The organism is Peribacillus sp. AS_2, assembly GCF_026891895.1.
Lineage (GTDB): Bacteria > Bacillota > Bacilli > Bacillales > DSM-1321 > Peribacillus > Peribacillus frigoritolerans.
In genome coordinates this window covers 29,580-53,400 of sequence record NZ_JAPTGA010000021.1, presented here as the reverse complement: position 1 = coordinate 53,400, position 23,821 = coordinate 29,580, and the positions used below count along the sequence as shown (strand labels likewise).

General features: G+C 38.7%; 18 protein-coding genes and 2 pseudogenes. 1 reads left to right on the top strand and 19 read right to left on the bottom strand.

All coding sequences use genetic code 11. From position 1 onward, the window contains the following. Positions 1–9: 9 nt before the first annotated feature. From OTG27_RS24390 to OTG27_RS24350, 9 genes and pseudogenes are all read right to left on the bottom strand, one after another. Positions 10–135, bottom strand: coding sequence for a hypothetical protein (locus OTG27_RS24390; RefSeq protein ID WP_268938408.1), 126 nt, complete (start codon positions 133–135; stop codon positions 10–12). Between the two features lie 620 nt (positions 136–755). Next, a pseudogene (locus OTG27_RS24385) lies at positions 756–1,277 on the bottom strand (helical membrane plugin domain-containing protein); the annotation flags it as partial. Further along, positions 1,270–4,233, bottom strand: coding sequence for a formate dehydrogenase subunit alpha (gene fdhF / locus OTG27_RS24380; RefSeq protein WP_268938406.1), 2,964 nt, complete (start codon positions 4,231–4,233; stop codon positions 1,270–1,272). The gene fdhF and the pseudogene OTG27_RS24385, both read right to left, overlap by 8 nt. Before the next feature lie 178 nt (positions 4,234–4,411). Then, positions 4,412–6,289: pseudogene (gene pulA / locus OTG27_RS24375) on the bottom strand (type I pullulanase); the annotation flags it as partial. A gap of 388 nt (positions 6,290–6,677) precedes the next feature. Next, a complete protein-coding gene (locus OTG27_RS24370; protein ID WP_268938405.1) occupies positions 6,678–8,807 on the bottom strand; it encodes an ATP-dependent Clp protease ATP-binding subunit in 2,130 nt (709 codons plus the stop codon). A gap of 1,013 nt (positions 8,808–9,820) precedes the next feature. Continuing rightward, positions 9,821–10,264, bottom strand: a complete 444-nt coding sequence (locus OTG27_RS24365; RefSeq protein WP_307730179.1) for a C40 family peptidase — start codon at positions 10,262–10,264, stop codon at positions 9,821–9,823. Between the two features lie 221 nt (positions 10,265–10,485). After that, a complete protein-coding gene (locus OTG27_RS24360; protein ID WP_268938404.1) occupies positions 10,486–11,112 on the bottom strand; it encodes a metal-dependent hydrolase in 627 nt (208 codons plus the stop codon). A 496-nt stretch (positions 11,113–11,608) separates the two neighbouring features. Next, on the bottom strand, positions 11,609–12,514 hold the full coding sequence (locus OTG27_RS24355; protein ID WP_268938403.1) for a hypothetical protein: 906 nt from the start codon (positions 12,512–12,514) through the stop codon (positions 11,609–11,611). Between the two features lie 237 nt (positions 12,515–12,751). After that, complete coding sequence (locus OTG27_RS24350) at positions 12,752–13,645, bottom strand: selenium metabolism-associated LysR family transcriptional regulator (RefSeq protein ID WP_268938402.1); 894 nt, start codon at positions 13,643–13,645, stop codon at positions 12,752–12,754. A 134-nt stretch (positions 13,646–13,779) separates the two neighbouring features. Between OTG27_RS24350 and OTG27_RS24345 the strand changes: the two genes are divergently transcribed. Then, entirely contained in the window at positions 13,780–14,805 is a 1,026-nt protein-coding gene (locus OTG27_RS24345; RefSeq protein WP_307730181.1) for a YeiH family protein, read from the top strand. Positions 14,806–14,829: 24 nt separating this feature from the next. On the opposite strand, the gene speD is transcribed toward OTG27_RS24345, so the two are convergent. From speD to OTG27_RS24295, 10 genes are all read right to left on the bottom strand, one after another. Next, positions 14,830–15,666 (bottom strand): adenosylmethionine decarboxylase, encoded by an 837-nt coding sequence (speD, locus tag OTG27_RS24340; protein WP_063576178.1) that lies wholly within the window; start codon positions 15,664–15,666, stop codon positions 14,830–14,832. 162 nt (positions 15,667–15,828) lie between these two features. After that, complete coding sequence (locus tag OTG27_RS24335; RefSeq protein ID WP_268938401.1) at positions 15,829–16,491, bottom strand: ABC transporter permease; 663 nt, start codon at positions 16,489–16,491, stop codon at positions 15,829–15,831. Positions 16,492–16,508: 17 nt separating this feature from the next. Beyond that, complete coding sequence (locus OTG27_RS24330) at positions 16,509–17,426, bottom strand: osmoprotectant ABC transporter substrate-binding protein (RefSeq protein ID WP_268938400.1); 918 nt, start codon at positions 17,424–17,426, stop codon at positions 16,509–16,511. 11 nt (positions 17,427–17,437) lie between these two features. Then, a complete protein-coding gene (locus OTG27_RS24325) occupies positions 17,438–18,091 on the bottom strand; it encodes an ABC transporter permease (protein ID WP_063576176.1) in 654 nt (217 codons plus the stop codon). Positions 18,092–18,103: 12 nt separating this feature from the next. Continuing rightward, the gene (locus OTG27_RS24320) at positions 18,104–19,258 is read right to left on the bottom strand and encodes a betaine/proline/choline family ABC transporter ATP-binding protein (protein WP_053535096.1); all 1,155 of its coding nucleotides are present in this window, start codon (positions 19,256–19,258) and stop codon (positions 18,104–18,106) included. 208 nt (positions 19,259–19,466) lie between these two features. Then, complete coding sequence (locus tag OTG27_RS24315) at positions 19,467–20,642, bottom strand: acyl-CoA dehydrogenase family protein (protein ID WP_268938399.1); 1,176 nt, start codon at positions 20,640–20,642, stop codon at positions 19,467–19,469. 547 nt (positions 20,643–21,189) lie between these two features. Then, positions 21,190–21,963, bottom strand: a complete 774-nt coding sequence (locus OTG27_RS24310; protein WP_268938398.1) for a hypothetical protein — start codon at positions 21,961–21,963, stop codon at positions 21,190–21,192. A gap of 36 nt (positions 21,964–21,999) precedes the next feature. Next, on the bottom strand, positions 22,000–22,461 hold the full coding sequence (locus OTG27_RS24305; protein WP_063576172.1) for a flavodoxin: 462 nt from the start codon (positions 22,459–22,461) through the stop codon (positions 22,000–22,002). A gap of 67 nt (positions 22,462–22,528) precedes the next feature. Next, positions 22,529–22,927, bottom strand: a complete 399-nt coding sequence (locus OTG27_RS24300) for a hypothetical protein (RefSeq protein ID WP_063576171.1) — start codon at positions 22,925–22,927, stop codon at positions 22,529–22,531. A gap of 422 nt (positions 22,928–23,349) precedes the next feature. After that, a complete protein-coding gene (locus OTG27_RS24295) occupies positions 23,350–23,565 on the bottom strand; it encodes a hypothetical protein (RefSeq protein WP_034306869.1) in 216 nt (71 codons plus the stop codon). Between the last annotated feature and the right edge of the window lie 256 nt (positions 23,566–23,821).

Below are 23,821 nucleotides of genomic sequence, written 5' to 3'. Positions count from 1 at the left end.
CACCTATAATTATGCAAAGAGGCCCACTTTAACGGCAGAACTCTTTTTATTCAAATACGGAAGGATCATCGTAATCGTAATCAATTCTCCAAAAGGCACGGTGATACCTGTAGGAATCAACTCTTTCCATTCCATAATGATGTTACCATCTGCCAATCAGTCAAGGTGGATTACAGTTGGCTTTACCGATTTTTGGTGTGGAGATTCAACCATTCACGGACAAATCTGAACTATGCCCGAGCTCTTTCATCAATATCTTTACATTTTCACTCCCTTACATAATAGGTGCCATCGGTTGTAGGTTTTCTTTAGCTCTTTTAAAAGAGCGTCCTATTCTAACTTTTCCGCCCCTTAATAATTAAGTGTGTGTTCGTTTCACTTATGATTGCTTTTATTATTTGTATCTCATATAAGTATATGTAAAAAAAGGATGGCGAGAGAAATTTTGATAGCACGTTCAACGAAAAAAACCGATGCATTCCCTTTTGGCGATCATCGGCTTAAATATTTTTAGTGGATTCTCAAAAAATAAAGTCAATTTCTTATACGATTCTACGTCCATTTCAATATTTAACGAGCAATGCACTTTATTTCTTCCTTTTAGCTAAGGTTAGTGGAATCGTTACGAGTGAAACTCCAGTTGCAATCCAAAACCAACCGGTGTTTCTTTTTTTATCGTTTCCGCTTTTACCGGGAATACTTGATCCGTATGATTTTCTGGAGGTGGGCCGTTCTATTTCCGCTGTTTCATTCGTTTTATGCAAATGCTGATTCTCCGGTAATTGGGTGGTTCTTTCTAAATCGCTTGTATCTTCTCCCATTCCTTTAATGAAAGTCATCAGGAAGGTCATGGCTTGTTTGACTTCTTGGTCATTCAAGGAACGCAGTAACGCTAAATAACTTGGCTTTTCTGGCGTTTTATCAGCTTCGGCCACACGGGCAATCCCTGAGTTGACTTTGAGGATTAGCGGTTCAAGCTGCTGAACATTAAGTGTCCCTAATGTGCCAAGTATGAGAAGCAGATTTTTCAGCGTATTTGCCGTTTCTGGGGTGTCCCCTGTCTTGACAAGAATGTTCAGTACTTTATCCCCTTCCTTCAACAAGCTGTTAACCATCGATAATATCCCACGATCCTGCATGCCCTTCATGACTTCAAAAGTTTCTTTAATCACTTCTTTATTTTCCAATAGGGTACGCTCGATATCCTCGAGTTCAATCCTTCTTCTTTCTTGATCACTAATGCTGATTCGATTGATCACTTTTGTCGCTTTAGCCACGGTTCCTCTCCTCCTTTTTGATCTTCAAGAGGTCACCAGGGAATATATAATCTTCGCGGGCCCATTTTTTTTGTACTTGTACACCCATTTGCGGTTGAGGATTCCCATTACGATGGTTGATGCTCGGCAATGGATTGTCTCCTTTGACCCTGAGCACTTCCATTTTTGCTTGAACTTCCTTATAGGCAGGAGTATCAGTATCTTTATCTGAATGGCTGCTTGTCAATTGGTTGATTGCCCCGTCACCTGAATCGTTCATCGGAAGATAAACTTCTTTACCTTTTACACGATCCGTAATCAGACATTCCACTTTTGCATGTCCATACGGTGAAGTGAGCCGAACAAGAGTGCCATCCTCAAGCCCTCTATCGTTTGCCAATTCCCGGGATACCTCAAGGAAGACTTTTGGCGTTTTGGAAGTGATGCCTTTTGATTTATAGGTCATGTTTCCTTCATGGAAATGTTCCAATAAACGGCCATTATTCACATGGATATCGAACTCATCCCCAAAGTCGATCGGTTTGGTCCATTCGACTGGAAATAACCTTGCTTTTCCATCAGGGAAAGGAAATGCTTCCGTGAATAACAGTGGCGTATCTTTACCATCTGGCGTCACTGGCCATTGAAGACTGTTATAACCCTCCAAGCGTTCATACCTTACTCCTGCATATAACGGTGATAGTTTAGCGGCTTCTTCCATAATTTCACTTGGATGCTCATAATTCCACCCCGCTCCTAATGAATTCGCCACATTCATTATAATTTGCCAATCAGGCTTTGAGTCGCCAAGCGGTTCAAAGACTTGATAAAGACGTTGAATACGGCGTTCCGTATTCGTGAAAGTACCTTCTTTTTCAAAGCTTGGGCTTGCGGGAAGAACGACATCCGCGAATTCAGCCGTTCTTGATAAGAAGATATCCTGTACCACAAAGAAGTCCAGTTTTTCAAAAGCTTCATGGACATGATTGATATTCGAATCGACCAACCCCATATCTTCGCCTTTTAAGTACATGGCTTTAATGGTACCTGAATGAATCCCTTCGACCATTTCATGATTATTAAGGCCAGGGTTTTCAGGAATTTTTGTACCCCAGATGTTTTCATATTTCGCGCGTACCTTTTTGTCCGTTACTTTTTCATAACCTGGCAAGCGATCCGGCATACTGCCAAAATCACTGGCTCCTTGTACATTATTATGTCCGCGTAAAGGGTAAGTGCCTGTTCCTGGTTTACCGTAGTTGCCCGTTATGAGCAAGAGATTGGAAATTGCAGTACTCGTATCACTTCCTCCGCCATGCTGGGTAACGCCCATGGCCCAAAGCGCTGCAACGCTTCCCGCTTCATGAATGGCTTTTGCCAACGTAATTAAATCTTCCTTAGCTACGCCTGTTACTTTTTCCGCATAATCCATTGTGTAGGGTTCTAATGTCTTGATATATTCCTCCATCCCATTTACACGATTTTTAATGAAGTCTTTATCTGTCCAACCTTTATCGACGATATATTTAGTGACGGCCGATAGCCATATCATATCCGATCCCGGAGCAGGCTGGATGAAGAGGTCGGAACGGTCAGCCATTTCATGCTTTCTGATGTCTGCGACTATCAGCTTCTGTTTCCCCAGTTTATGGGAACGCTTGATTCTTGTAGCCAACACGGGATGTGATTCGGATGTATTGGAGCCTATGATCAATACAAGTTCGGAATTTTCGATATCCTTTATGCCCCCTGTATCTCCACCATATCCAACCGTTCTGAATAGTCCCAAAGTAGCCGGTGTCTGACAATACCGGGAACAGTTATCAACATTATTCGTGCCGATGATGCCCCTAGCCAGCTTTTGCATTAAATAGGACTCTTCATTGGTGCATTTGGAAGACGTTATGAAAGCCATCGAATCCGGACCGTGAGAATCCTTGATGTCGGTGAATTTACGGGAAATCAATTCAAGGGCTTCTTCCCATTCAGCCTCTCTGAACGCATCCCCTTCTCTAATTAAAGGTTTTGTTAGTCTTTCTTCACTATTCACGAAATCCCATCCGAATTTCCCTTTAACGCAAGTCGAAATTCCATTTGCAGGTGCCTCCACTTGCGGTTCGATCTTAAGGATTTTACGGTCTTTGGTCCAAACGTCAAAGCTGCATCCTACACCACAATATGTACAAACCGTTTTTGTCTTCTTGATCCTTGCATCCCTCATGGCGGATTCCATATCTGAAATCGCTAAAATCGAGCCATAACCCGTTTCAACATTTTTCGTAATTTCTATCATAGGTCGAAGAGTTTGTTTAGCGATGCCAGTTAAAAATCCGGCTTCACCCTCCATCCCTTTTTCCATCATTGCATTACACGGGCAAACTGTGGAACAGTGCCCACATGACACACATGAAGATTCATTGATTGGAACATTATCATCCCAAATGACACGCGGACGTTTTGCTTCCCAATCAATGGTCAATGTTTCAGTGACCTGTACATCTTGACAAGCTTCAACACAACGGCCGCAAAGGATGCATTGATCTGGGTCATATCGATAGAATGGATTTGTCCGATCCACTTCATAGGGTTTTTGATCAAAAGGAACACTTTGATGATTTACCTTCATTTCCTTAACGGTATTGTGTATTTCACAAGTGCCATTATTATAATCGCAAACCGTACAATAAAGCTCATGGTTATATAATATCTTGTCCATCGCCATGACCTGTGCTTCTTTTACCTCTGCTCCGGCTGTATCGATTACATCCCCATCTTTGATCATGGTGGAACATGATCTAACTAGTTCCCCATTAACGCTCACTAAACATGTATCACATGTTTCGATAGGACCTAGGCTAGGGTGGTAGCAAACATTCGGGACTTCAATGGAGCTATCCGTCAGCATTTGTAATATTGTTTGATTACCTTCCACACTGGTCTCAGCACCATTGATTTTTACATGCACTTTCTCTGGCAAAATAATCGCTCCCCTCTTAAAAAACGATAAAATTCATCATTTGGTATTTTCTACCCTCGCACAAATTTTCTCAAACTTGTGAAAGTGAATGATGGAAGTCTTCATTTGACCAATTTCATATTAGAAAATGAACCAAAGCCGAAGTGAGACATAGTATTCACTCACTTCGACTTTAGTATCATTGAGCTTTCAATACAAACGAACTTAAAGGGGCAACAGTTATCTGACTCCCTTTAATCCTATCAATTTCTTCCAGGCCCGAACGCTGACCATCCACTAAAACGGACCAATTACCCTCGTGCGGAAGAGTAATGGTTATCGCGTCCCAATTTGCATTATGAATCACTGCCATTTTATAATCTTGATGTTGTAAGGTGAATGCAACCGCATTTGGCGGAGCATCAATGAATTGTAATTGCTCCTCAATTTCTTCGGGTGTGCTTAACCTAAAAACAGAATGATTTTTCCTGAGAGAAATCAGCCCTTTCATATACTCCACTTCCCGATCTAACTCCGCTCTCCTTTTCCAATCCAACCTGTTAATCCAATCAGAAGATTGATAGCTGTTTTCATCTCCATCCTTCGTGCGCATAAACTCTTGTCCAGCATGTATCATGGGAATTCCCTGTGACAGTAAGACAATTGCAGAAGCTAATTTATGCATCTGTTTCCGTTTTTCTTCCGTAGCATCTGGATTAGTGATGAGCAGCTTATCCCATAACGTATAATTATCATGTGCTTCAACATAATTGATCACCTGATCGGGTCTTTGATATGTGGCGATATCTTCATCATATTTCAAACCACCAGCGATGCCCTTTTTTATAATATCTTCCATTCCTGGTTTGCCATTGACGAATCCCTTATCATGTTCATTCATGACAAACCCTTTTAAACCATCACGGATCGCATCATTAAAGTGAGCGATTCCAGGCATTTTAAAAGCATTCTTTTGATTTGCTTTCAGCTCTTGGGCCAAGGGGGTATCCATATCCCAGCCTTCGCCTAAAACAATGAGGGTCGGATCAATTTCTGCCAGTGCCTTTTTCACTACATTCATCGTTTCCACATCGTGAATACCCATTAAATCAAAACGGAAACCATCAAGGTTAAATTCCTTCGCCCAATAGGTTACAGATTCAACGATGAATTTTCGCATCATTTTACGTTCGGAAGCAGTATCATTTCCTACACCAGTTCCATTCGATAAGGTGCCATCGGCGTTATAGCGAAAAAAGTATTTGGGAACGAGTTTATGGAAGTTTGAGTCTTCCACAGAATAAACGTGATTATATACAACATCCATGATCACTCGTAACCCGTGGTCATGTAAACCTTGTATCATTTCCTTTAACTCCCGGATCCTTACTTTTGGCTGATACGGATCAGTCGAATAAGAGCCTTCGGGAGCGTTATAATTCTGTGGATCATATCCCCAGTTATATTGTGGTTCATTCAATTTCTTTTCATTGACTGTAGCAAAATCAAATATCGGGATAAACTGAACATGGGTAACACCTAGATCTTTAATATGATCAAGACCCGTTTTCGCTCCTTCTGGACCTTTGGTTCCGGCTTCAACTACTCCTAAGAATTTACCTTTATGATGGATTCCGCTTTCGGGATGAATCGATAAATCCCGTGTATGCAATTCATAAATGACTATGTCCTCAGCTTTTTCAAGAGGAGGTTTATCCCGTGTCCACCTTTTTGGGTTCGTATCTGTTAAATCTATCACGACCCCTTTTTCACCATTAACAGTAACTGCGCGAACATAGGGATCAACGGCTTCACTCCAGGTTTCTCCCACTTTCACTTTATATGTATAAATCAATCCATCCTGATTTCCGTTCAGCTCAATGGTCCAGGTCCCCTTTTCCGAACGAACCATTTGAATCTCCATTCCATCTGTATCATCCCAATGTTTATAAGTAACTAGCTTGGCTTCAGATGCAAGTGGTGCCCATAACCGGAATGCCGTTTTATCTTTAAGATAGGAATTCCCTAAATCTTTGCCTTCATAGAAATATAAATCATCCATTTCTGACGGGTTTACCGGATTAATATTAGCAATCGGCAGGGATTCCAACTGATTTTCCGTTTCATTATCCATAGGTTTTTGATTATTTTTATTTTCCTCTTCAAAATAAGAAAGTGAATCTTTAATAGGTCATTCCTCCATTGAAATTCCCATTTTAGAACAGGAATTATTCATTTTTATAATCATGAGCGAATCTTCCATTATGTTATGATTCCACAGGCATTACCCATCAAAACATCCAATCTGCAAATTATGTCGAAAATTCAGAAATCTATATTTAATAATCGAAAGCAGCAGGTCATTTTGCTGGACCTTACTTATCGTTTAATGAAAAGTGAATCCAAAAAAAGAAAAAAATGCCTCCATAACAGTTTTACGGTCTTGGAGGCATTTCTAGTACTCTTTATGGTGTTTTAATAATTTTCACTGAGTTATCTTCAACAATTGCAGTGAAGTTCTTAACTTCAGGCTGCTCAAAGATAAAGTCGGTGATGCCATCTTCGAGCTGTTCTTGAAGAACACGGCGGAGCGGTCTCGCCCCGAAAGTTGGGTGATATCCGAGTTCAATTAGCCTTTGTTTCGCTTCATTGGTCACATCTAAAGATAAACCATTTGCAGCAAGTGTTTCGTCTAGCTCGTGAATCATGATATCAACAATTTGCAGAAGATCTTCTTTCTTCAATGCAGAGAATTCAATGATGCTATCGAACCGGTTCAAGAATTCCGGTTTGAAGAAGCTCCCTAAAGATTGCAGGATTGAAGCCTCGTCCACAGCTGAACTTGTACCGAATCCCATTACTTTTTGTTTCTCACCGACTCCTGCATTACTCGTCATGATGATCACGGTATCTTTAAAAGTAACGGTCCGGCCTTGACTGTCGGTTAAGCGGCCATCTTCCATGATTTGCAGGAACATATGCATGACATCCGGATGTGCCTTTTCGATTTCATCCAATAAGATGATACTGTAAGGCTTGCGGCGAACTTTTTCCGTCAATTGTCCAGCTTCCTCATGTCCTACATATCCAGGAGGAGAACCAATTAATTTGGAAACACTGTGTTTCTCCATGAATTCACTCATGTCAAGACGAATCATAGCGTCCTTGTCCCCGAATAATTCCTCGGCAAGAGTTTTCGCCAATTCGGTTTTACCGACTCCTGTCGGACCGACGAAAAGGAAAGAACCGGTAGGACGATTTTTGGATTTTAACCCTGCACGACTTCTTCGAACGGCCTTGGATACCTTTTTGACAGCCTCTTCCTGCCCGATTACTTTTTTCATCAGCTCCGCTTGGAGATGAATTATTCTTTCTTGCTCATCTTCTTGGAGCTTACCTACAGGAATGCCGGTTTTTTGTTCGATGATATTTTGAATGTCTTCAACGGTTACGGTTGGCTTAATTGCATCTTCCCCTGCTTGCAATGACTTTTCCAGTTTTTCTTCTTCATCACGAAGAACGGCAGCTTTTTCATATGCTTCTTCTTTTAAAGCCATTTCTTTTTCTTTATAAATTTGCGCCAGTCGTTCTTTCATGTTTTCTACCTGGCCGTCTTCGATGGTCAAGTTCAATTTGGAACCAGCTTCATCCATTAAGTCTATTGCCTTGTCAGGGAGGAATCGGTCTTGAATGTAGCGGTTCGAAAGTTCAACAGCCGCTTTTAGGGCTTCCTCACTATATGTTACACCATGATAAGATTCATAACTTTCTTTTAAACCGCGTAAGATGACCAATGCCTCAGCCGTTGTAGGTTCGTTAACCTGTACAGGCTGGAAACGTCTTTCAAGGGCACCGTCTTTTTCAATTTTCCTATATTCGGATAAAGTGGTTGCTCCGACAAGCTGAAGTTCGCCGCGTGCAAGTGCAGGCTTCAAGATATTTCCTGCATCCATTGATCCTTCGGCCGAACCTGCCCCCACAAGCTGATGAATTTCATCGATGAATAAAATGACATTTTTCCTTTCCTGTAATTCGCTGATCAATTGCTTCATTCTTTCTTCGAATTGCCCTCTAATTCCAGTATTGGAAACAAGGGATGCTACATCAAGCATATATACTAGCTTATTACGTAATTTCACTGGCACCGAACCTTCAACAATCGCTAAAGCAAGACCTTCAGCAATGGCTGTTTTACCGACACCAGGTTCACCGATTAAAACTGGATTATTTTTATTGCGTCTGTTTAGAACTTCAATGACGCGTTTGATTTCTTCATTTCGTCCGATTACCGGATCAATAAGTCCTGCTTTTGCAGCATCGGTCAAATTGCGGCCATACTCCTCAAGCAATCCTCCGTCCTCGCCATTTTCAGCTGAATCCGGTTTTGATACACCATTATAATTAAATGGATTGAATGAATTTGGAGATCCGTTAAATTGGAATTTCCCCATATCCATTCCGCCCATAGCTGCTCCAAGTTTGTTTCGTTCTTCTTTATAACAAGTGGAGCACAGTTTCACATCATGCTCCTGACCATTCATATTTAGGTGAACTTGAATATTAGCTTGGTTTACATGGCATTTTTCACAAAGCATGTAGTACTCCTCCTTTAAAAAATTAAATTGAAAGCAAATCTTTGACCTTCTTTGACTTTCTGACTTTATTATACATTGACCTTCTTTGACTTTCAATAATTTTGTCTGGGAATTTTTTTGAAAAAAAGGAATTCCTTCGATTTGGTTTGCTTAGCATATTAAACTATCCATTCCCAGTCAACTAAAAAGCTTTCATGAATGCTTCATACTACCGATTACCCAATTCAGGACGCACCATAACCTTAAACTATTAGCAAAATGCGAATTCTCTTGTCCATGTGCCTCATTCACTCTTATTTTTTGGCTGTTTTCGCATACTTTGTTGCTATTTACTAAGTAGTGCGGTGTGGTTGATTTCCCCTCCAGATGCTCGCTTTCCTTGGTGCGGGCGGTGAGCCTCCTCGGCGTAAACGCCTGTGGGGTCTCACCTGTCCCGCTGCTCCCGCAGGAGTCTCGCACTTCCGCTCCAATCACCGTTATATAGTTTCGTTTTAAAAACAACAATCTTAACGAAAAGAGCCTGTTTAAAACAAAAAAAGACTTTATTAAGTCTCTTTATGGTTAGTACAATTTTTAAACGTTGGATTCCCACTCCAGGTACTCGCTTTCCTTGGTGCGGGCGGTGAGCCTCCTCGGCGTAAACGCCTGTGGGGTCTCACCTGTCCCGCTGCTCCCGCAGGAGTCTCGCACTTCCGCTCCAATCAACCTTAAATAGTTTCGTTTTAAAAACAACAATCTTTACGAAAAGAGCCTAATTTTAAGATAGAACACTTTTGCCTACAGTCTTTTTTGTTTTTAAGTAGTATTAATACTTGAGGTGATATCGATACTTTCTTAAAAGTCCCCTCGTTGTTCAACCCATGCCATGCTTTCCTTTCCGCAATAGCTATTCAATTCCAATAAAAAACCAAAAAGGTTTCGGAATGAATCCTTCCGAAACCTTTTTGTCTACAAATTGAAAGAGACTTCATTAAGTCTCTTAGCTTTTTTATATTAAGATTGATTTTCTTCTATTATATACGTTTCGCACCGATATACTTTGGCTTCCAATAACTATTATTGGTTTTAGCGTATGACACTCCTTTTGATGATGACGAGTGTACGAATTCATTGTTTCCTATGTATATGGCCACATGTGTGGGTTTTTTCGCTTTATTTGGTGCAAAGAACATTAAGTCACCTTTTTGCAGGCTTTTAACTTTCTTTCCTTTTTTATATATGTCAGCAGCAGTTCTTGGTAAATTCTTACCAGCCTTTTGATATGAATACTTCACTAAACCCGAACAATCAAAACCTGATGAAGAAATGCCACCCATTTTATATTTTGTACCTAGTTCACTTTTAGCCACTTTAATCGCTTTTGTATGATATGAAGCAGCTTCCGCTTGGTTTCCGGCAAAGGATGCGGTTACAAGCGTGATAGCCAATGACAATCCGACGACAATTTTCTTAAACAAAATATTTACCCCCTGATGTGATTTGCTAAACCTAATATACTAGAAAAGCTATATCACTCGCATCACAGGAACTTTACGAATATGTTACATTTAGTAGATTTAGGAAGAATGACCATATAAAACATAGAAATAAGTCGAATCAAGTGTCCATTCAATATATTGAAAAGCACCTTAATAAAACTATCTTTTCTTCATAAAAAAACAGCGGTAAAAAACCACTGTCAAAATTCTTTTGAGAAAAATGGAAGAAATAATTTCACTCCACGTTTATTAAAAGGTAAACATTTCAAATCTGCAATTAAATGACTTATGTATCCTAATGAACAAGTGGCGAAAATTCCGTCAATCCCCATAAAGGCTTCGAATTGAAAGGCAATGATGCCAAAGAAAGCGCTACCGGCAATCGAATGGGTATAACTTCTATGTGGTGTAAAGGATGCCAGGATTATATAGACTCCCAACAGCCACAACCAGCTTTCCTGCAAAGATAAACCGCCTCCTAATACCGCTAATCCAGTCAAGGTCAGCATATGCCTTTGCCTAATGAAAGATGAAATAATGATGATTCCGATTCCTGCCCCTGCACCGATCCACTTTTCCGTTTCAGAGCCTTCCAAAAGACTATAAATGATCATTAAAATTCCAATCGTTTGTGCTATCGTTCGGATAAACTTATGTGAAAAGGTAATCCTATTACTTAACTTCCCATCAATATCCATATCGGGCATCAGCCCTGAAACTCCCCCGATGCCCACCAAGAATAAAGTGGTGGTCGGATCTGTTTGAAGTGTGTTTGCTGTCAAGAATCCAACTGTTGCCCCTATGGCCATGTGTGCTGTCCCGTTCACTGTCTCTCTCCTGCCTCTAAGAAGTAATCTGCTCAAGAAACGAATGTTTGTTCGAATCTCTGCATACCTAACTATACAACATTTTGGGGAAAATTTCTCTAGTTCTTATAAATAAAGCCATAGAAATCATTGATTAGAGCAAATAAAATACCTTTTCGTACATTTATAACACTTTTTCTAAATGTCTATAATTGCTTTGTTTAGGTAAATTTCATTACTCTAAATACGCAAAATATTTTTCAGTAAATTGAGGTTTTTCATGAAATTTTATCCAAAATATGAATATACTAATCTATAAGGGGAGTGATTCAGATAGCTTTTTTAAATGCCTTCAATAATTTTAAAAATGGGAAAAAGTCCAAGAAAATAAAGAACATGGATTTTCGGGAACAGCATGTAAATAAATCGTCAGAGCTCATTGGTAATAATGTAATTGTCCAAAATATAATTAACAATCACCTTTCCAAAAAAAATAACCACTTGTAGGGTGGTTTTTTTAATTATTAGGGGAAATGGTTTCATTCTTTTCCAACTTCTCACTTGCTTCGTAAATATAGTTATATTGTAAATAGTAATCGTATATGACGTTTTGCAGGATTTTAAGCAGTGATTTATCGAATGTATCGAATTCAGTTTGATAACTATTTAAGACGGTGACGAATTTCCCGTCCATGTTTTCGAAATAATGGATAAGAAAGTTCTTGTAATATTCACTATCGCTATTGCTTTTATTCGTAATGCACGGATCGCTGGTTTGAATGGACTTTTCAAGCATCGCTTTGATGGATTTAGGCAGCTTTGCTTTTTTGAACTGGTTCAGGGTATAGATATCATAGGTAAAGGAAAGACCTAATTGATCGGAATAAAAATCCACGGCACAGTCCAATGTATAGATTAAGGGTGTTATAAAGTCTTTGCTGTTGGCAATTTCCTCTGATATCTCCAATTGAAATTCCTCGGATGTTAAATAGGCTGCAAATTTCATTTTTGAACTGCTCATGCTGAATACTTCATAAACGGCTGCATCTTGTTTTTCAATTTCAATTTCGATATTAAAGAATTTAAAGTGTTTTAAACGGTAAAAAGCAATCGGGGCTAATAGGAATAGCAATATCCAAACTAGGTAAAGGAATAATGTGTTAAAGATGATTTGATAAAATTCAGATGTTACGATAGGTTCGATGATTAACGATATCAATGTATGTTCAAATCCCTGAGAAACAGGGGGGGCAGGTACAATGGTTTCCTCTGGCTTTTTTAAAGTTTGGATACCTAAATGAGCCATCGCGACTAACGTGTAAACAAAAATTAAAATTGTCCCAATCACATAAAATTTTGGCATGAATCCTATAATCCTGTCGAAAACAGAAATCCGTTTATCTTTCTGCTCCTCTATAGCCAATGTGGTTGCTCCTTTTAAGATTATTAATATCAGGAAAAGTCTACAGGGACTTAGAATTTCCTGGAGACTACCTATTTAATTTATATGTTTGCAATTATGTTAAAATACGTAAAATTCGTTTAAACATTGACATATTCCAAATTACTTTCGACGTTTTCATTAAAATTAATAATAATTCGTCGTTAAAAATGCCCAACCTCTTCATTGAAAATGAAAGGATGAGCAAATGTTCAGGTTTTATTTAGGACGGCCCTTTATCGCAAATTCTTCGACCTTCCTTAGAAATAGCTCCATGGCTTTTGATGCTTCGAAGTCCAACTTTTTCACGATCGAAAAAGGTCTTATTAGGGGCTCATTTTTCAAATGGAAAGTTTTCAATTCATTGGACTTCAATTCTTTTTGTACTGTCAATCGGGATAATAAAGCAATGCCGAGTCCAGCCATCACCGCTTCTTTCACTCCTTGGATACTGGTGAAAATAAAGGTTTTCTTTATGTTTAACTCCAGACTGCTCAGAAGTTTATCGGAATATGTACGGGTTCCCGATCCTTGCTCCCTAAGTACCCATGTTTGGTTTTGGAGCATATTGCCCTCGATGAAATCCATCTGTGAAAGTGGATGATCCGGGGGAACGACCACAATCATCTCGTCATTCATGAAGGGCATGACATCTATATCTTTATAATCAGTTTCCCCTTCTATCAACCCTATATCAAGCTTATTCGAACGGATTCCTTGAATGACATCATTTGAATTAGAGATGATGATTTGTATATCCACCATCGGATATTGTGCCGCAAATTCTGCCAATACTTTTGGTAGGTAATATTCCCCTATCGTGAAGCTTGCACCTATTTTCATCGTTCCGCTAACCACGTTATTAAATTCATTTATTTCTCTTTTTGCGGTCTCATAATGATTAAGCATTTGCTTTGCATGTCTATACAAAATTTTTCCCGGCTCTGTTATTTGAACTTGTTTGGGGGAACGATAAATTAATTTCGTTCCTAACTCATTTTCCAGATTCCTTATGTGAAGACTGACTCCGGGCTGCGACAGGTTCAGGATATCCCCTGCTCTTGAAAAGTTTTTCAGTTCGATTACAGTTACGAATACTTTTAACGGATCCATTGTTACCTCCCTATTTCCCTATGCGTTTCATTTTATCATAAGTAGAAGTAATCATTGAAATAGCAAAAATATATTTCACTTATTTTTAATTTAGTTTTAAAGTTAAAAGCATCAACATAGATGGAGTGATCACACTGGAACAAATAAAAGTTGAAACTAAAAAACTCGGATTTATAAAAGGAATAGCATTGACTTTGTTAATTGCCATTGCAGCAAAATACTTAGCAGAGCTTCCATTCCTTCATATAATGGGACAGTTAGTCATTGCAATTCTGATTGGTGTTGTTTGGAAATCGCTAATCGGTGTCCCGGCTTACGCCGTTGCAGGGACCAATTATTCAAGTAAAGTCCTTTTGAGAGTGGGCATTATCTTATTGGGTATGCGTTTGAACCTAAGGGATATTATTAATGCCGGTCCGAAAACATTTGCAGTTGGTGCCATTAGTCTTGCATTTGGTATATTAGTAGTTTATGGATTGACCCGCCTATTTAATGTTGAGAAAAAGCTTGGCATATTGACAGCTTGCGGAACGGGAATTTGTGGAGCTGCTGCCGTACTGGCAATTTCCTCCCAAATAAAAGCAAAAGAAAAAGATACAGCAATAGCTGTAGCGACGGTTGCTGTATTAGGTACAACCTTCACTTTCGGATATACGATCCTATATCCATTATTGGAGTTATCCGATCAAGGATATGGTGTTTTTTCGGGTGCAACACTCCATGAAATTGCTCACGTCATCGCTGCTGCGGCACCAGGGGGGAATGAGGCTGTCGACTTGGCAGTGGTGGTCAAATTGACTAGGGTGGCCCTGCTCATTCCCGTTGCCATTTTAATTGGAATCATCATGAATTGGAAAGAACGGTCAACGGTTACCGGAAGGAAATTTTCCTGGAAATCCATTCAGATACCGTGGTTCATTTTTGGGTTTTTATTGATGAGTGCCATTTATTCTTCAGGTGCAGTTCCTGAACCTTTGGCCGAAATGCTTGTTATGCTTTCCTATATCCTCATGGCAATGGCGATGGCGGGATTAGGATTGAATATTGACCTTGTCACTTTTAGGAAATATGGCGGTAAACTTTTTATTGCTGGACTAGTCGGCTCTATATTTTTGACTTGCCTCGGGTATGTATTGGTTCAGGCTTTCCATTTAAATTAACTTTTCAATTTAAACAAGCATCCCTTAATCGGCATGCTTGTTTTTTTCTATTAGATGTGGAACATTGGCACCATAAAAAATTTCATCCATTTCCGTTTGAAGCCTTTCTATAATTTCCTGCCTTTCCTCTTTATTCAGCTTTTCCTCTGTATAACCGAATAAATAATTATTAATATCGAACCTTTTCAGCTTACATTTCGTATGGAAAATATTTTCCTGGTATACATTTACATCGATCATGTCATATAAACCTTTTACTTCATCAGGAATATAGTTTTGAATGGAATTTATATCATGGTCAATGAACAATTTTCGCCCATCTTTATCTCTCGTAAATCCTCTTACTCGGTAATCGATCGTGATAATGTCGGTATCGAAGGAATGAATGAGATAATTAAGGGCTTTAAGGGGTGATATTTCTCCACATGTAGAGACATCGATATCTGCCCTGAATGTGCTAATACCTTCATTTGGATGGTATTCAGGGTAAGTATGTACGGTAATATGGCTTTTATCCAGTTGCATGACCACATTATCAGGTAAAGGCCCCGGTGATTCCTCATAAGTCCCCATAGGCACTTCGACGACAGGTCCTTCTGAAACAAGAATGGTTACACTGGCGCCTTGAGGGACATAATCCTGTTTGGCCGTATTTAAAACATGCGCCCCTATTAAATCCGCAACATTGTGCAGGATCTTCGAAAGCCGCTCTGCATTATATTGTTCATCGATATAATCCAGGTAGGACTCCCTCTCTTCCCTGGTTTTTGTGTAACAAATATCATACATATTAAAGCTTAAAGATTTCGTAAGATTATTAAAGCCATGAAGTTCAATACGCTGCTCAGGTGTAAGTTTCATGAATGATTCCCCTTATACTTTTTTTAGGACTACCCTTATAGTTACCCTTTTCGTGAAATAAAAAACTAAATCTGCCAGTCTAAGCTTCTGACTTCTAATCGGTAAGCTAAGAAAAAGCCATTGCATTAACATGCAACGGCTTTTTTATTTTCCTGATTTGTTCTAGGCAGTATGAACTTTTTTCTTCTTTATCGGTGAAAGAATCCGTTCCAGCCATCCGAGTAAAAGATCCGAGAGAATGGCCATCAATGCAGTCGGAATTGCTCCTGCAAGTATGATTGCCGTTCCATTTGACGCATTCGTTCCCCTGACAATGATATCTCCCAGTCCGCCTGCCCCTACGAATGTACCGACAGCAGTTACCCCAATTGCAACGACAAGAGCTGTACGTAAGCCAGCCATGATGACAGATAGAGATAATGGCAGTTCGACCATTCTTAGTAACTGGAGCTTTGTCATTCCCATTGCCTTGCCAGATTCTAAATAAGCATGATCTATACTTGTAATCCCGACATACGTGTTTCTCAGGATTGGCAATAATGAATACAAAAACAACGATAAGATTACCGTATTTGTCCCCAGCCCCATCACTAGCATCAGGAGTGCAAGCATAGCCAATGCTGGTATGGTTTGTATGACATTCGTTATCGAAAATACCCAATTACTCAATTTCTTATGTTTCGCGATGAGAATGCCTATCGGGATGGCTACAATTGCTGCAAATAACACTCCATAAGCAGACATTAAAAAATGGCGATAAAATTCAGTAAGAACATACATCCAATTTTGGGAATAATAAGTTCCCAACTGTTGCAAGGTTTCCATTAGTTTGCACCTCCCAATTATTCAAAATATTTATGTGCTTTAAGGAATTCCGATGCTACGACCGATGGCTCCTTCAAGTTCCCATCCACTTCATAATTCAGTTCCTGCATGGTTTCAGTAGTGATCTCGCCAATTAACTTGTTAAGTTCCTCTTCAATTTCAGGATACCGTTCCAACAATTCTTCAGTAACGACCGGTGAACAGTCATATGGAGGGAAATATTGTTTATCATCTTCTAAGAGCTTCAAATCATTAACCTTAATCCGTCCATCCGAGGAATATGCAAGGACAATATCCATCTGACCATTTTTGACTGCATCGTATACCAAGCCAATCTGCATCGGATAAGTTTCGCCAAACTCCAATCCATATGTATCGACGAATCCTTTATAACCATCCCCTTTTCTTTTCAGCCAAGCACTATCCACACCTAACCTTAAATTATCTGCATCCTTTTTCAGATCCGATATACTCTGATACCCTTTTTCCTCAGCCAATTCATTTGAAATCGTAAAGGCATACGTGTTATCGAATCCATAAGAATCAAAAAATTTGAACCCATATTGTTCCTTGAATTCCCTTTGAACAATTTCCATCGCCTTTACTGGGTCCTTTTCGATTTCCTGTCCCAGGACACTCGTTAAATCAGTCCCTGTATATCGAGTTGCGGCTATATCTATATCACCGGTCTCCATCGCTTTTTGCTGAACGAAATTCGAACCTAGATTTTTGATGATTTTCGTATCAAGTTCCGTATTCCTTTCAAGGAGTTGAGCGATCATGTTCGCCAGGATTTCAGATTCGGTCATGCTTTGGGCACCGATCTTTACAGTAGTCTCAGAAGATGACCCTAGACCAGGCAAAGAACAGCCGGTGATCATTAATGCACAAACGATAAGAGCCATTAAAATTGTATTTCTTATTTTTTTATTCATGGTAATCCTCCTCAAGCAACTTCCTTCATGCCTTTCAAGCCTTTTGGTACGACTTTTCGCTCTATGATCGAGAATACATAATCAACCAGGATAGCCATGATGATTACCGGAACTGCACCAGCGATGATATATTCTGTTTGGTATAAATTCAAACCGATAAAAATGTAATCTCCCAAGCCCCCGCCTCCAATAAAGGAAGCTAAGGTGGCCCATCCAATCAAATAGACGGAAGCCGTACGGATACCAGCCATAATGACGGAAAGTGCAAGCGGGAATTCTACCAGACGAATCCTCTCCCAGCTTGACATCCCGATGCCCCGTCCGGATTCCAGCAGATTTTCATTTACTCCTTTAATGCCTGTGTATGTATTCCTGAGTATGGGTAAAACGGAATAGAAAAATAACGCAATGATTGCGGGTGTTTTCCCAACGCCAAGGAAAGGAATGAAAAAGGCGAGAACCGCTAAGCTTGGCAATGTCTGCATAATGTTCGCAATTCCGATTATAATAGATGCGCTCCTTTTCATTCGTGTCAACATTATCCCTAGTGGTACAGCGACTATTATTCCAAGGAAAACAGCGATCATGGAAATATATAAGTGCTCCCATGCTTTAAAAATCAATTCTTGCCAGTTCGTTTGTAAAAAATCGAGCATTGTTTCCATCTCTTACACCTCCTAAAACATTTCTACTACTTCTGCCACTTGATTTTCTTCCTCTCCCCAAATGCTGTCATATACGATGTCGACCAATGTAGCCCTAGTGACAATTCCGACCAAATGTTTATTTTGGTCAACTACAGGCACGTATTTGAAACCTCGTTTTAAAATCTTTTGAACGGAATCACGGATTAAAGTATCCTGTTTCACTGAATAGACTTCAGTATTGATGACTTCGCTGATAAATTTAGCTTTTTTTCGATATTCACTGATCGTTTCAACATCTACGAACCCTTTCAAAACATTTTGCTCATCGACCACAAGTAAAGAATCGACCCTTTTCTCGCGCATTATCGTAATAGCATCGGTAAGGGATTTTTCTTCTGTAATGGAAATTGGGTTTCGACTCATGATTTGTTCAACCAACTCAACATTAGGTCTAGTTTGAAGCAAACGATCTTTGCCGATGAATTCTTCAACAAACTCATTAGCTGGGTTTCTGAGAATTTCATCCGGTGTTCCCACTTGGACGATTTCACCAGCCTTTAAGATAACGATCCTGTCGGCTAGCTTAATGGCTTCATCCATATCATGCGTAACAAAAACGATTGTTTTATCAAGTGTGCGCTGCAGATTTTTAAACTCCTCCTGAAGGGCATCGCGGGTGATTGGATCTAGTGCGCCAAAAGGTTCATCCATTAAAATGAGTGGAGGATTGGAAGCAAGCGCTCTGAGAACGCCTATCCTTTGTTGCTGCCCGCCGCTCAATTCGTAGGGATACCTTTCCAGGTATTCAGGTCCCATATCGACAAGCTGAAGCAATTCCAGTGCGCGTTCCTTTTTCTTCTGTTCATTCCATTTAAGAAGTTTTGGAACGAGGGTGATATTTTCAAGAATGGTCATGTGAGGGAAAAGGCCGATTTGCTGGATAACGTACCCGATCTGTCTTCTAAGCTCGACTGGGTCTTTATCCATGATATTTTCACCATTAATAAGTATCTTGCCTTCAGATGGTTCGATAAGACGGTTAATCATTTTCATTGTCGTTGTCTTTCCACATCCACTCGGACCAATGAAGCAAATGAACTCCCCTTTTTTAATATCCAATGATATATTTTTTACAGCTTTCTTTCCTCCTTTATAGATTTTCGATACATTTTCGATTTTTAACATAAAAAGCACCTCCATCATTCGCATACAATTACAAATTTTACAAAAATATTAATTTTTCATATGCACAGTCTCTTGTACCCATAAGGTAAACTGCTTAAACCATTTTTTATAAAAAACTAGTTCATTGTATTTATATTGAATAAATGGTAAAAAAAACTGCCCCATTTTAACTGAGGCAGTTTGATAGATTTATAGTATTAAAAATGAATTAAAATCCTATATTTTTAGCAATCAGGGTTTTTATAGTTTCATCTGTCCCTGTAAAGAATGTTGGCAAAGAAATGTCCCGATGACGCCGGGCAATTTTATCGTCACCCATACTTCCGTAACGATCATGCAGCTGCATGCACTTATCAGATATTCGCTTAGACATCTCCGTTACCCATTGTTTAGCCATCGATACTTCAGTTATGATATTCTCCCCAGTCATATGTTTACAGATCAACTCATCAATAAACGTTCTTCCCAGTTGAATATCTGTCGCAATTTCAGCGATGGTAAACTGAGCATTTTTAAATGCACTTCTTTTCTTATCAATAGCTTTTTGACTTTTTATAAAATTCATCGTCAAGTGAAGCATGTCTTTTGCTGCCATTATAGAACGGATCGCACAGATTAGTCTTTCCTGCTGCAGTTTTTGCATGATATATGAAAGGCCCTTCCCTTCCTCCCCAAGGAGGTTGCCAACTGGAACTGAAGCATCATCGAAAAATAGTTCGGCTGTACCTAGGCTTCCCTGTTCTGGTTTACTAAGCTTTCTACCCCGTGATAACCCTGGTGTATCTTTATCAATGAGCAGTAGACTGATTCCGTCCTTGGGAGGAACAGCATTTAGATCTGTTTTGCATGCTACTATCATGAAGTCAGCTTTAAAGCCATTTGTAACGAACGTTTTGGCTCCATTGAGAAGATAATAGCCATCTTTCTTGATGGCTGTGGTTTGAATATCAGCTAATTCCGATCCCATTTCCGGCTCTGTCCATGCAAAGGCAGAAATCATTTGCCCTGTAATGAACTTTGGTAAATATCTTTGTTTTTGATCTATTGTTCCGAATGAAGCAATATAAGGGGCTACAACATCAGAATGAATGGATATTCCCCCCAAGGCTGAACCCACCCTCTCCAATTCCTCTGCCAGTACAACAGAATATCCAAAATTTGCTCCTATTCCACCGAATTCCACTTCAATCCATGGACATAAAAATCCATTATCTCCTACCTTTTCCCAAAATGAGTAAGGTATTTCCCCCTCTTTTTCCCATTGATCATAAAAGGGGACAGCCTCCTTGGCGAGAAATTCACGAATTGATTGTTTAAATAATAGATGTTCTTCCGTTAGAAAGGAACGGGAATCATCCTTATTGATTGCCATCGTGCTAACCATGGGCTAACCTCCATTCTTTTATTACTGATAATTACTACCATGAACAAATAAAATATGTTAAACGCTTCGATGTAAACGATTACAATTCCAAACAATTAAAATGTTCCTCAATATTCATGTTCAACAAAAGTATGGAATTTCCTTTTAAAAATCAATTTTTTCCCATTTTAATGGTTTGATTATGACTTAACCGCTTTGATTTTGGTTTTGAACTTATATTCTGTCGAGGTTATTCTTGGAATACAAAATGTAATAAATAGACAATTCTACTTTTTACGCTCAAATCTCATTCTTTTTTTGCTTAATACAATGGTTGCTTTAACAGCCCTCGTTAAAGCAAATAAACCAGCTAATAGCATGTCAAATCCTACTCTAATATTTTCATTTTCCACTATTTTGGGCCATGCCCAATAACCCTCCAAAACCTTTTTGGAAGGATATTTCTCTGATTCAGTTAATTAGGCAACATCCAGGAACGTTACTTTTCTCTTTAATATACTGTAATTCCTAATAATTAAGACAATAATTCCAGGTTTTTCAAACACGATTATTGACTACTATATCTTTCTTGGTTTATATTAATTCCTTCATAACATCTTTTTTGGTAAGAACAGCTTTTGCAAACTGCTAAGGAATCCGTTTTCAAATACTTTTTGGGCTCTTGTAAAAGATTCTTGATCATGTTGAGGTATTCCAATCCACCAGAAACATCCTTCTTGGTTGGTATAAATGTTTCTTTTTTACCTTCCATAAGCGAGTATATCTCTATTCTTTCCGGTAATTGACCAAATGTCTTTTCACAAAATACCGAAATCATATTATTAAATAAAAGATTCATTTCTTCATCTATATCAACTAAATACTTCTTTATGATCAATGAGTTGCCTGACCATTCTGCCACTTCAAAAGTTAAGGAAAGTTCGGTACCCAACTCATCCATATTCATGTTAAATTTTTCATATAAAAACAAAGGTGGATTTTCAATTCTTTCAGTAGTTAAACATTGGAGTAAATAAGCTGTAATATTAGCAAGAGTCTTATAATAATGAATCTTCGACTCGAACTGACGTACTTCAATGGCACTCCAATGATCATCTATGAACTCCAAAACCTTCTTAGTCGTCTGACTTTTTGGAGGAAGTTTATAATATCGACTTACAACTTGCTTAACCACAACTTGAACCATCTTCCTCCAATCCGATTGAGTGGTGATTTTTCCTTCTATATGAAAATAGTAAAACTGATAAGGACATCTTATAAAATCCTGTAAATGATAATCAGTTAAAGTAGCAATGGAAATCCGATGTTCCCTACCGATCATTCCCTTCTCCTCTCTCTCCTCATAAAATTTCAAATTCTATATTGAAGTGACAAAACTATTCTTAATAAATTCCCTCCCGAAATTTTGGCAGTTCTTAATATCCTCATCATCTGGGGTTAATTCTACTTTTAACCCTTCCAGGACGATAATAGCACCTTGTTCCCTTAATTTTTCTGTCAAAATATCTACGGCTGCACCATATTGTGGGTAAGCTGAATCGCAGGAACCAAACGCCGCAGCCTTCTTTCCAGTTAGATCAATATGATTCATATCCTCATAAAAGTCTAAAAAATCATCGGGTAACTCCCCGTCTCCCCACGTATATGCTCCTAATATGATCCCATCATAATCTTCAAGCATGGAAGCTTCAGGACCATCCATAATATCCATCTTTTCGATACTCACATCACTGATTTCTGTGATTCCTTCTGCAATGGTATTCGCCATTTCTTCTGTATTTCCACTCATACTGGCAAAAATTATAATGATTTTAGACATGAGTTCCCCTTCCAACATCTCGAACGATTTATTGTTTTTATGTTATATGTACATGAAATTTGTTTTCTTAAAAAGCATGTACATCACCAGAGTTCATTTTATTCTTAATTTTTTGTACATTGCTCAGTTCATCGGAAAATGAAAGAAATGACTCCCTATCATGTGCATCTAGTGCTTCGTTTACTTTAAAACTCAAATGGTTAATTTTAAGGTTCAAATCCAAAATGGAGCAAATGCTGCCCTTGGAATACAGTTCCTCGATATCTTCCACGTGCATAAAAAACTGAAATTCGTTGTTGACAACTATTAAAGAATGCCATCCTAGGCAATCAATGTACTTCCGTTCATTTGTAATTGTCCAAACATCTCCTTGAAGAAACTCAATTATATGTTGGTGCCTTTGACCCGGGCAGCAGCAGCTTACTTCATGCTGAAATAGTTCTAATATTATAAAATTTTTATCCATAGGTGCTCCTCCTTCACTCACATCCAGTTTTTTTGAATTCTTCTTCAACCTTGTCACTAGGGTCAGTCCGTTCGTTTTTGACAGAGGTACCGCCTATTCGAAATCCATTTTATAAACATGCAGAGATTTAATCGAAATTGATAATCATTTTCAATTAGTATTTTATGTGATAATGATTATCATTGTCAATCTGTTTTAGCTAAGTTTTCATATTTTTGTTTTGTTGCCTCGGAAAAATAGATGCCTGGCTACCGCTGCCAAGTACAAAAAAATACTCTGAGAATAACTCATCCCAGAGTATTTTTTACGCTATACAACTATTTTATCGTCTTTATCCCTTACCCGGTTTAAAAGCAGGAAACTGTCCTGCCGCTATATTCCTTCGCATTCTAAAAGTGCCTTCTTTGTTCCTACACTACTTTTTATCCTTGTATTTTCCCATTAATGACAACACACTTCCCATTTGTTTGCTTCTTTATCATCCTTCCATCCTTGATGTATACAGTGTAAGTATTATTGACTTTAGCATCTAATCTTGCTAGGTCTCCCGTTATTGCTATGATATTTTTGACAGCTTCCCTCTTCAGATTTTCGATAACTTTCTTTTTCCATTGTTCCCGTTTTATTTCATCAACCATCAGGATCACATCCTTCTTGTTTGATTTATTTCTTCTCCCTGATATAGAGTATTACATTTTTATTATCTTGTTACCCTTATGCTTTTCCTTATTAATCCGTTTCGAATTCTTTTTTTGTTTTAATATCATAACAGGTTACGGTAAAATGAGTGAATGATTCAGGTACAAGCTTTTTTAGCAGGAAATAATCATGGGTACTATGCAAGAGTTTTCCTCATAAAAATGTTTTATGGTATGATAGTTAGATTGTTTTTCC

Excerpts from the sequence above, each read along its gene's own strand:
- OTG27_RS24320 (WP_053535096.1), bottom strand. The coding sequence starts at position 19,258 with ATGTTAAAAATCGAAAATGTATCGAAAATCTATAAAGGAGGAAAGAAA.
- OTG27_RS24325 (WP_063576176.1), bottom strand. The coding sequence starts at position 18,091 with ATGGAAACAATGCTCGATTTTTTACAAACGAACTGGCAAGAATTGATT.
- OTG27_RS24300 (WP_063576171.1), bottom strand. The coding sequence starts at position 22,927 with ATGGATAAAAATTTTATAATATTAGAACTATTTCAGCATGAAGTAAGC.
- speD (WP_063576178.1), bottom strand. The coding sequence starts at position 15,666 with ATGAAACTTACACCTGAGCAGCGTATTGAACTTCATGGCTTTAATAAT.
- OTG27_RS24370 (WP_268938405.1), bottom strand. The coding sequence starts at position 8,807 with ATGCTTTGTGAAAAATGCCATGTAAACCAAGCTAATATTCAAGTTCAC.
- OTG27_RS24350 (WP_268938402.1), bottom strand. The coding sequence starts at position 13,645 with ATGGATCCGTTAAAAGTATTCGTAACTGTAATCGAACTGAAAAACTTT.
- OTG27_RS24390 (WP_268938408.1), bottom strand. The coding sequence starts at position 135 with ATGGAATGGAAAGAGTTGATTCCTACAGGTATCACCGTGCCTTTTGGA.
- OTG27_RS24315 (WP_268938399.1), bottom strand. The coding sequence starts at position 20,642 with ATGGTTAGCACGATGGCAATCAATAAGGATGATTCCCGTTCCTTTCTA.
- OTG27_RS24295 (WP_034306869.1), bottom strand. The coding sequence starts at position 23,565 with ATGGTTGATGAAATAAAACGGGAACAATGGAAAAAGAAAGTTATCGAA.
- OTG27_RS24330 (WP_268938400.1), bottom strand. The coding sequence starts at position 17,426 with ATGAATAAAAAAATAAGAAATACAATTTTAATGGCTCTTATCGTTTGT.
- OTG27_RS24305 (WP_063576172.1), bottom strand. The coding sequence starts at position 22,461 with ATGTCTAAAATCATTATAATTTTTGCCAGTATGAGTGGAAATACAGAA.
- OTG27_RS24335 (WP_268938401.1), bottom strand. The coding sequence starts at position 16,491 with ATGGAAACCTTGCAACAGTTGGGAACTTATTATTCCCAAAATTGGATG.
- OTG27_RS24310 (WP_268938398.1), bottom strand. The coding sequence starts at position 21,963 with ATGATCGGTAGGGAACATCGGATTTCCATTGCTACTTTAACTGATTAT.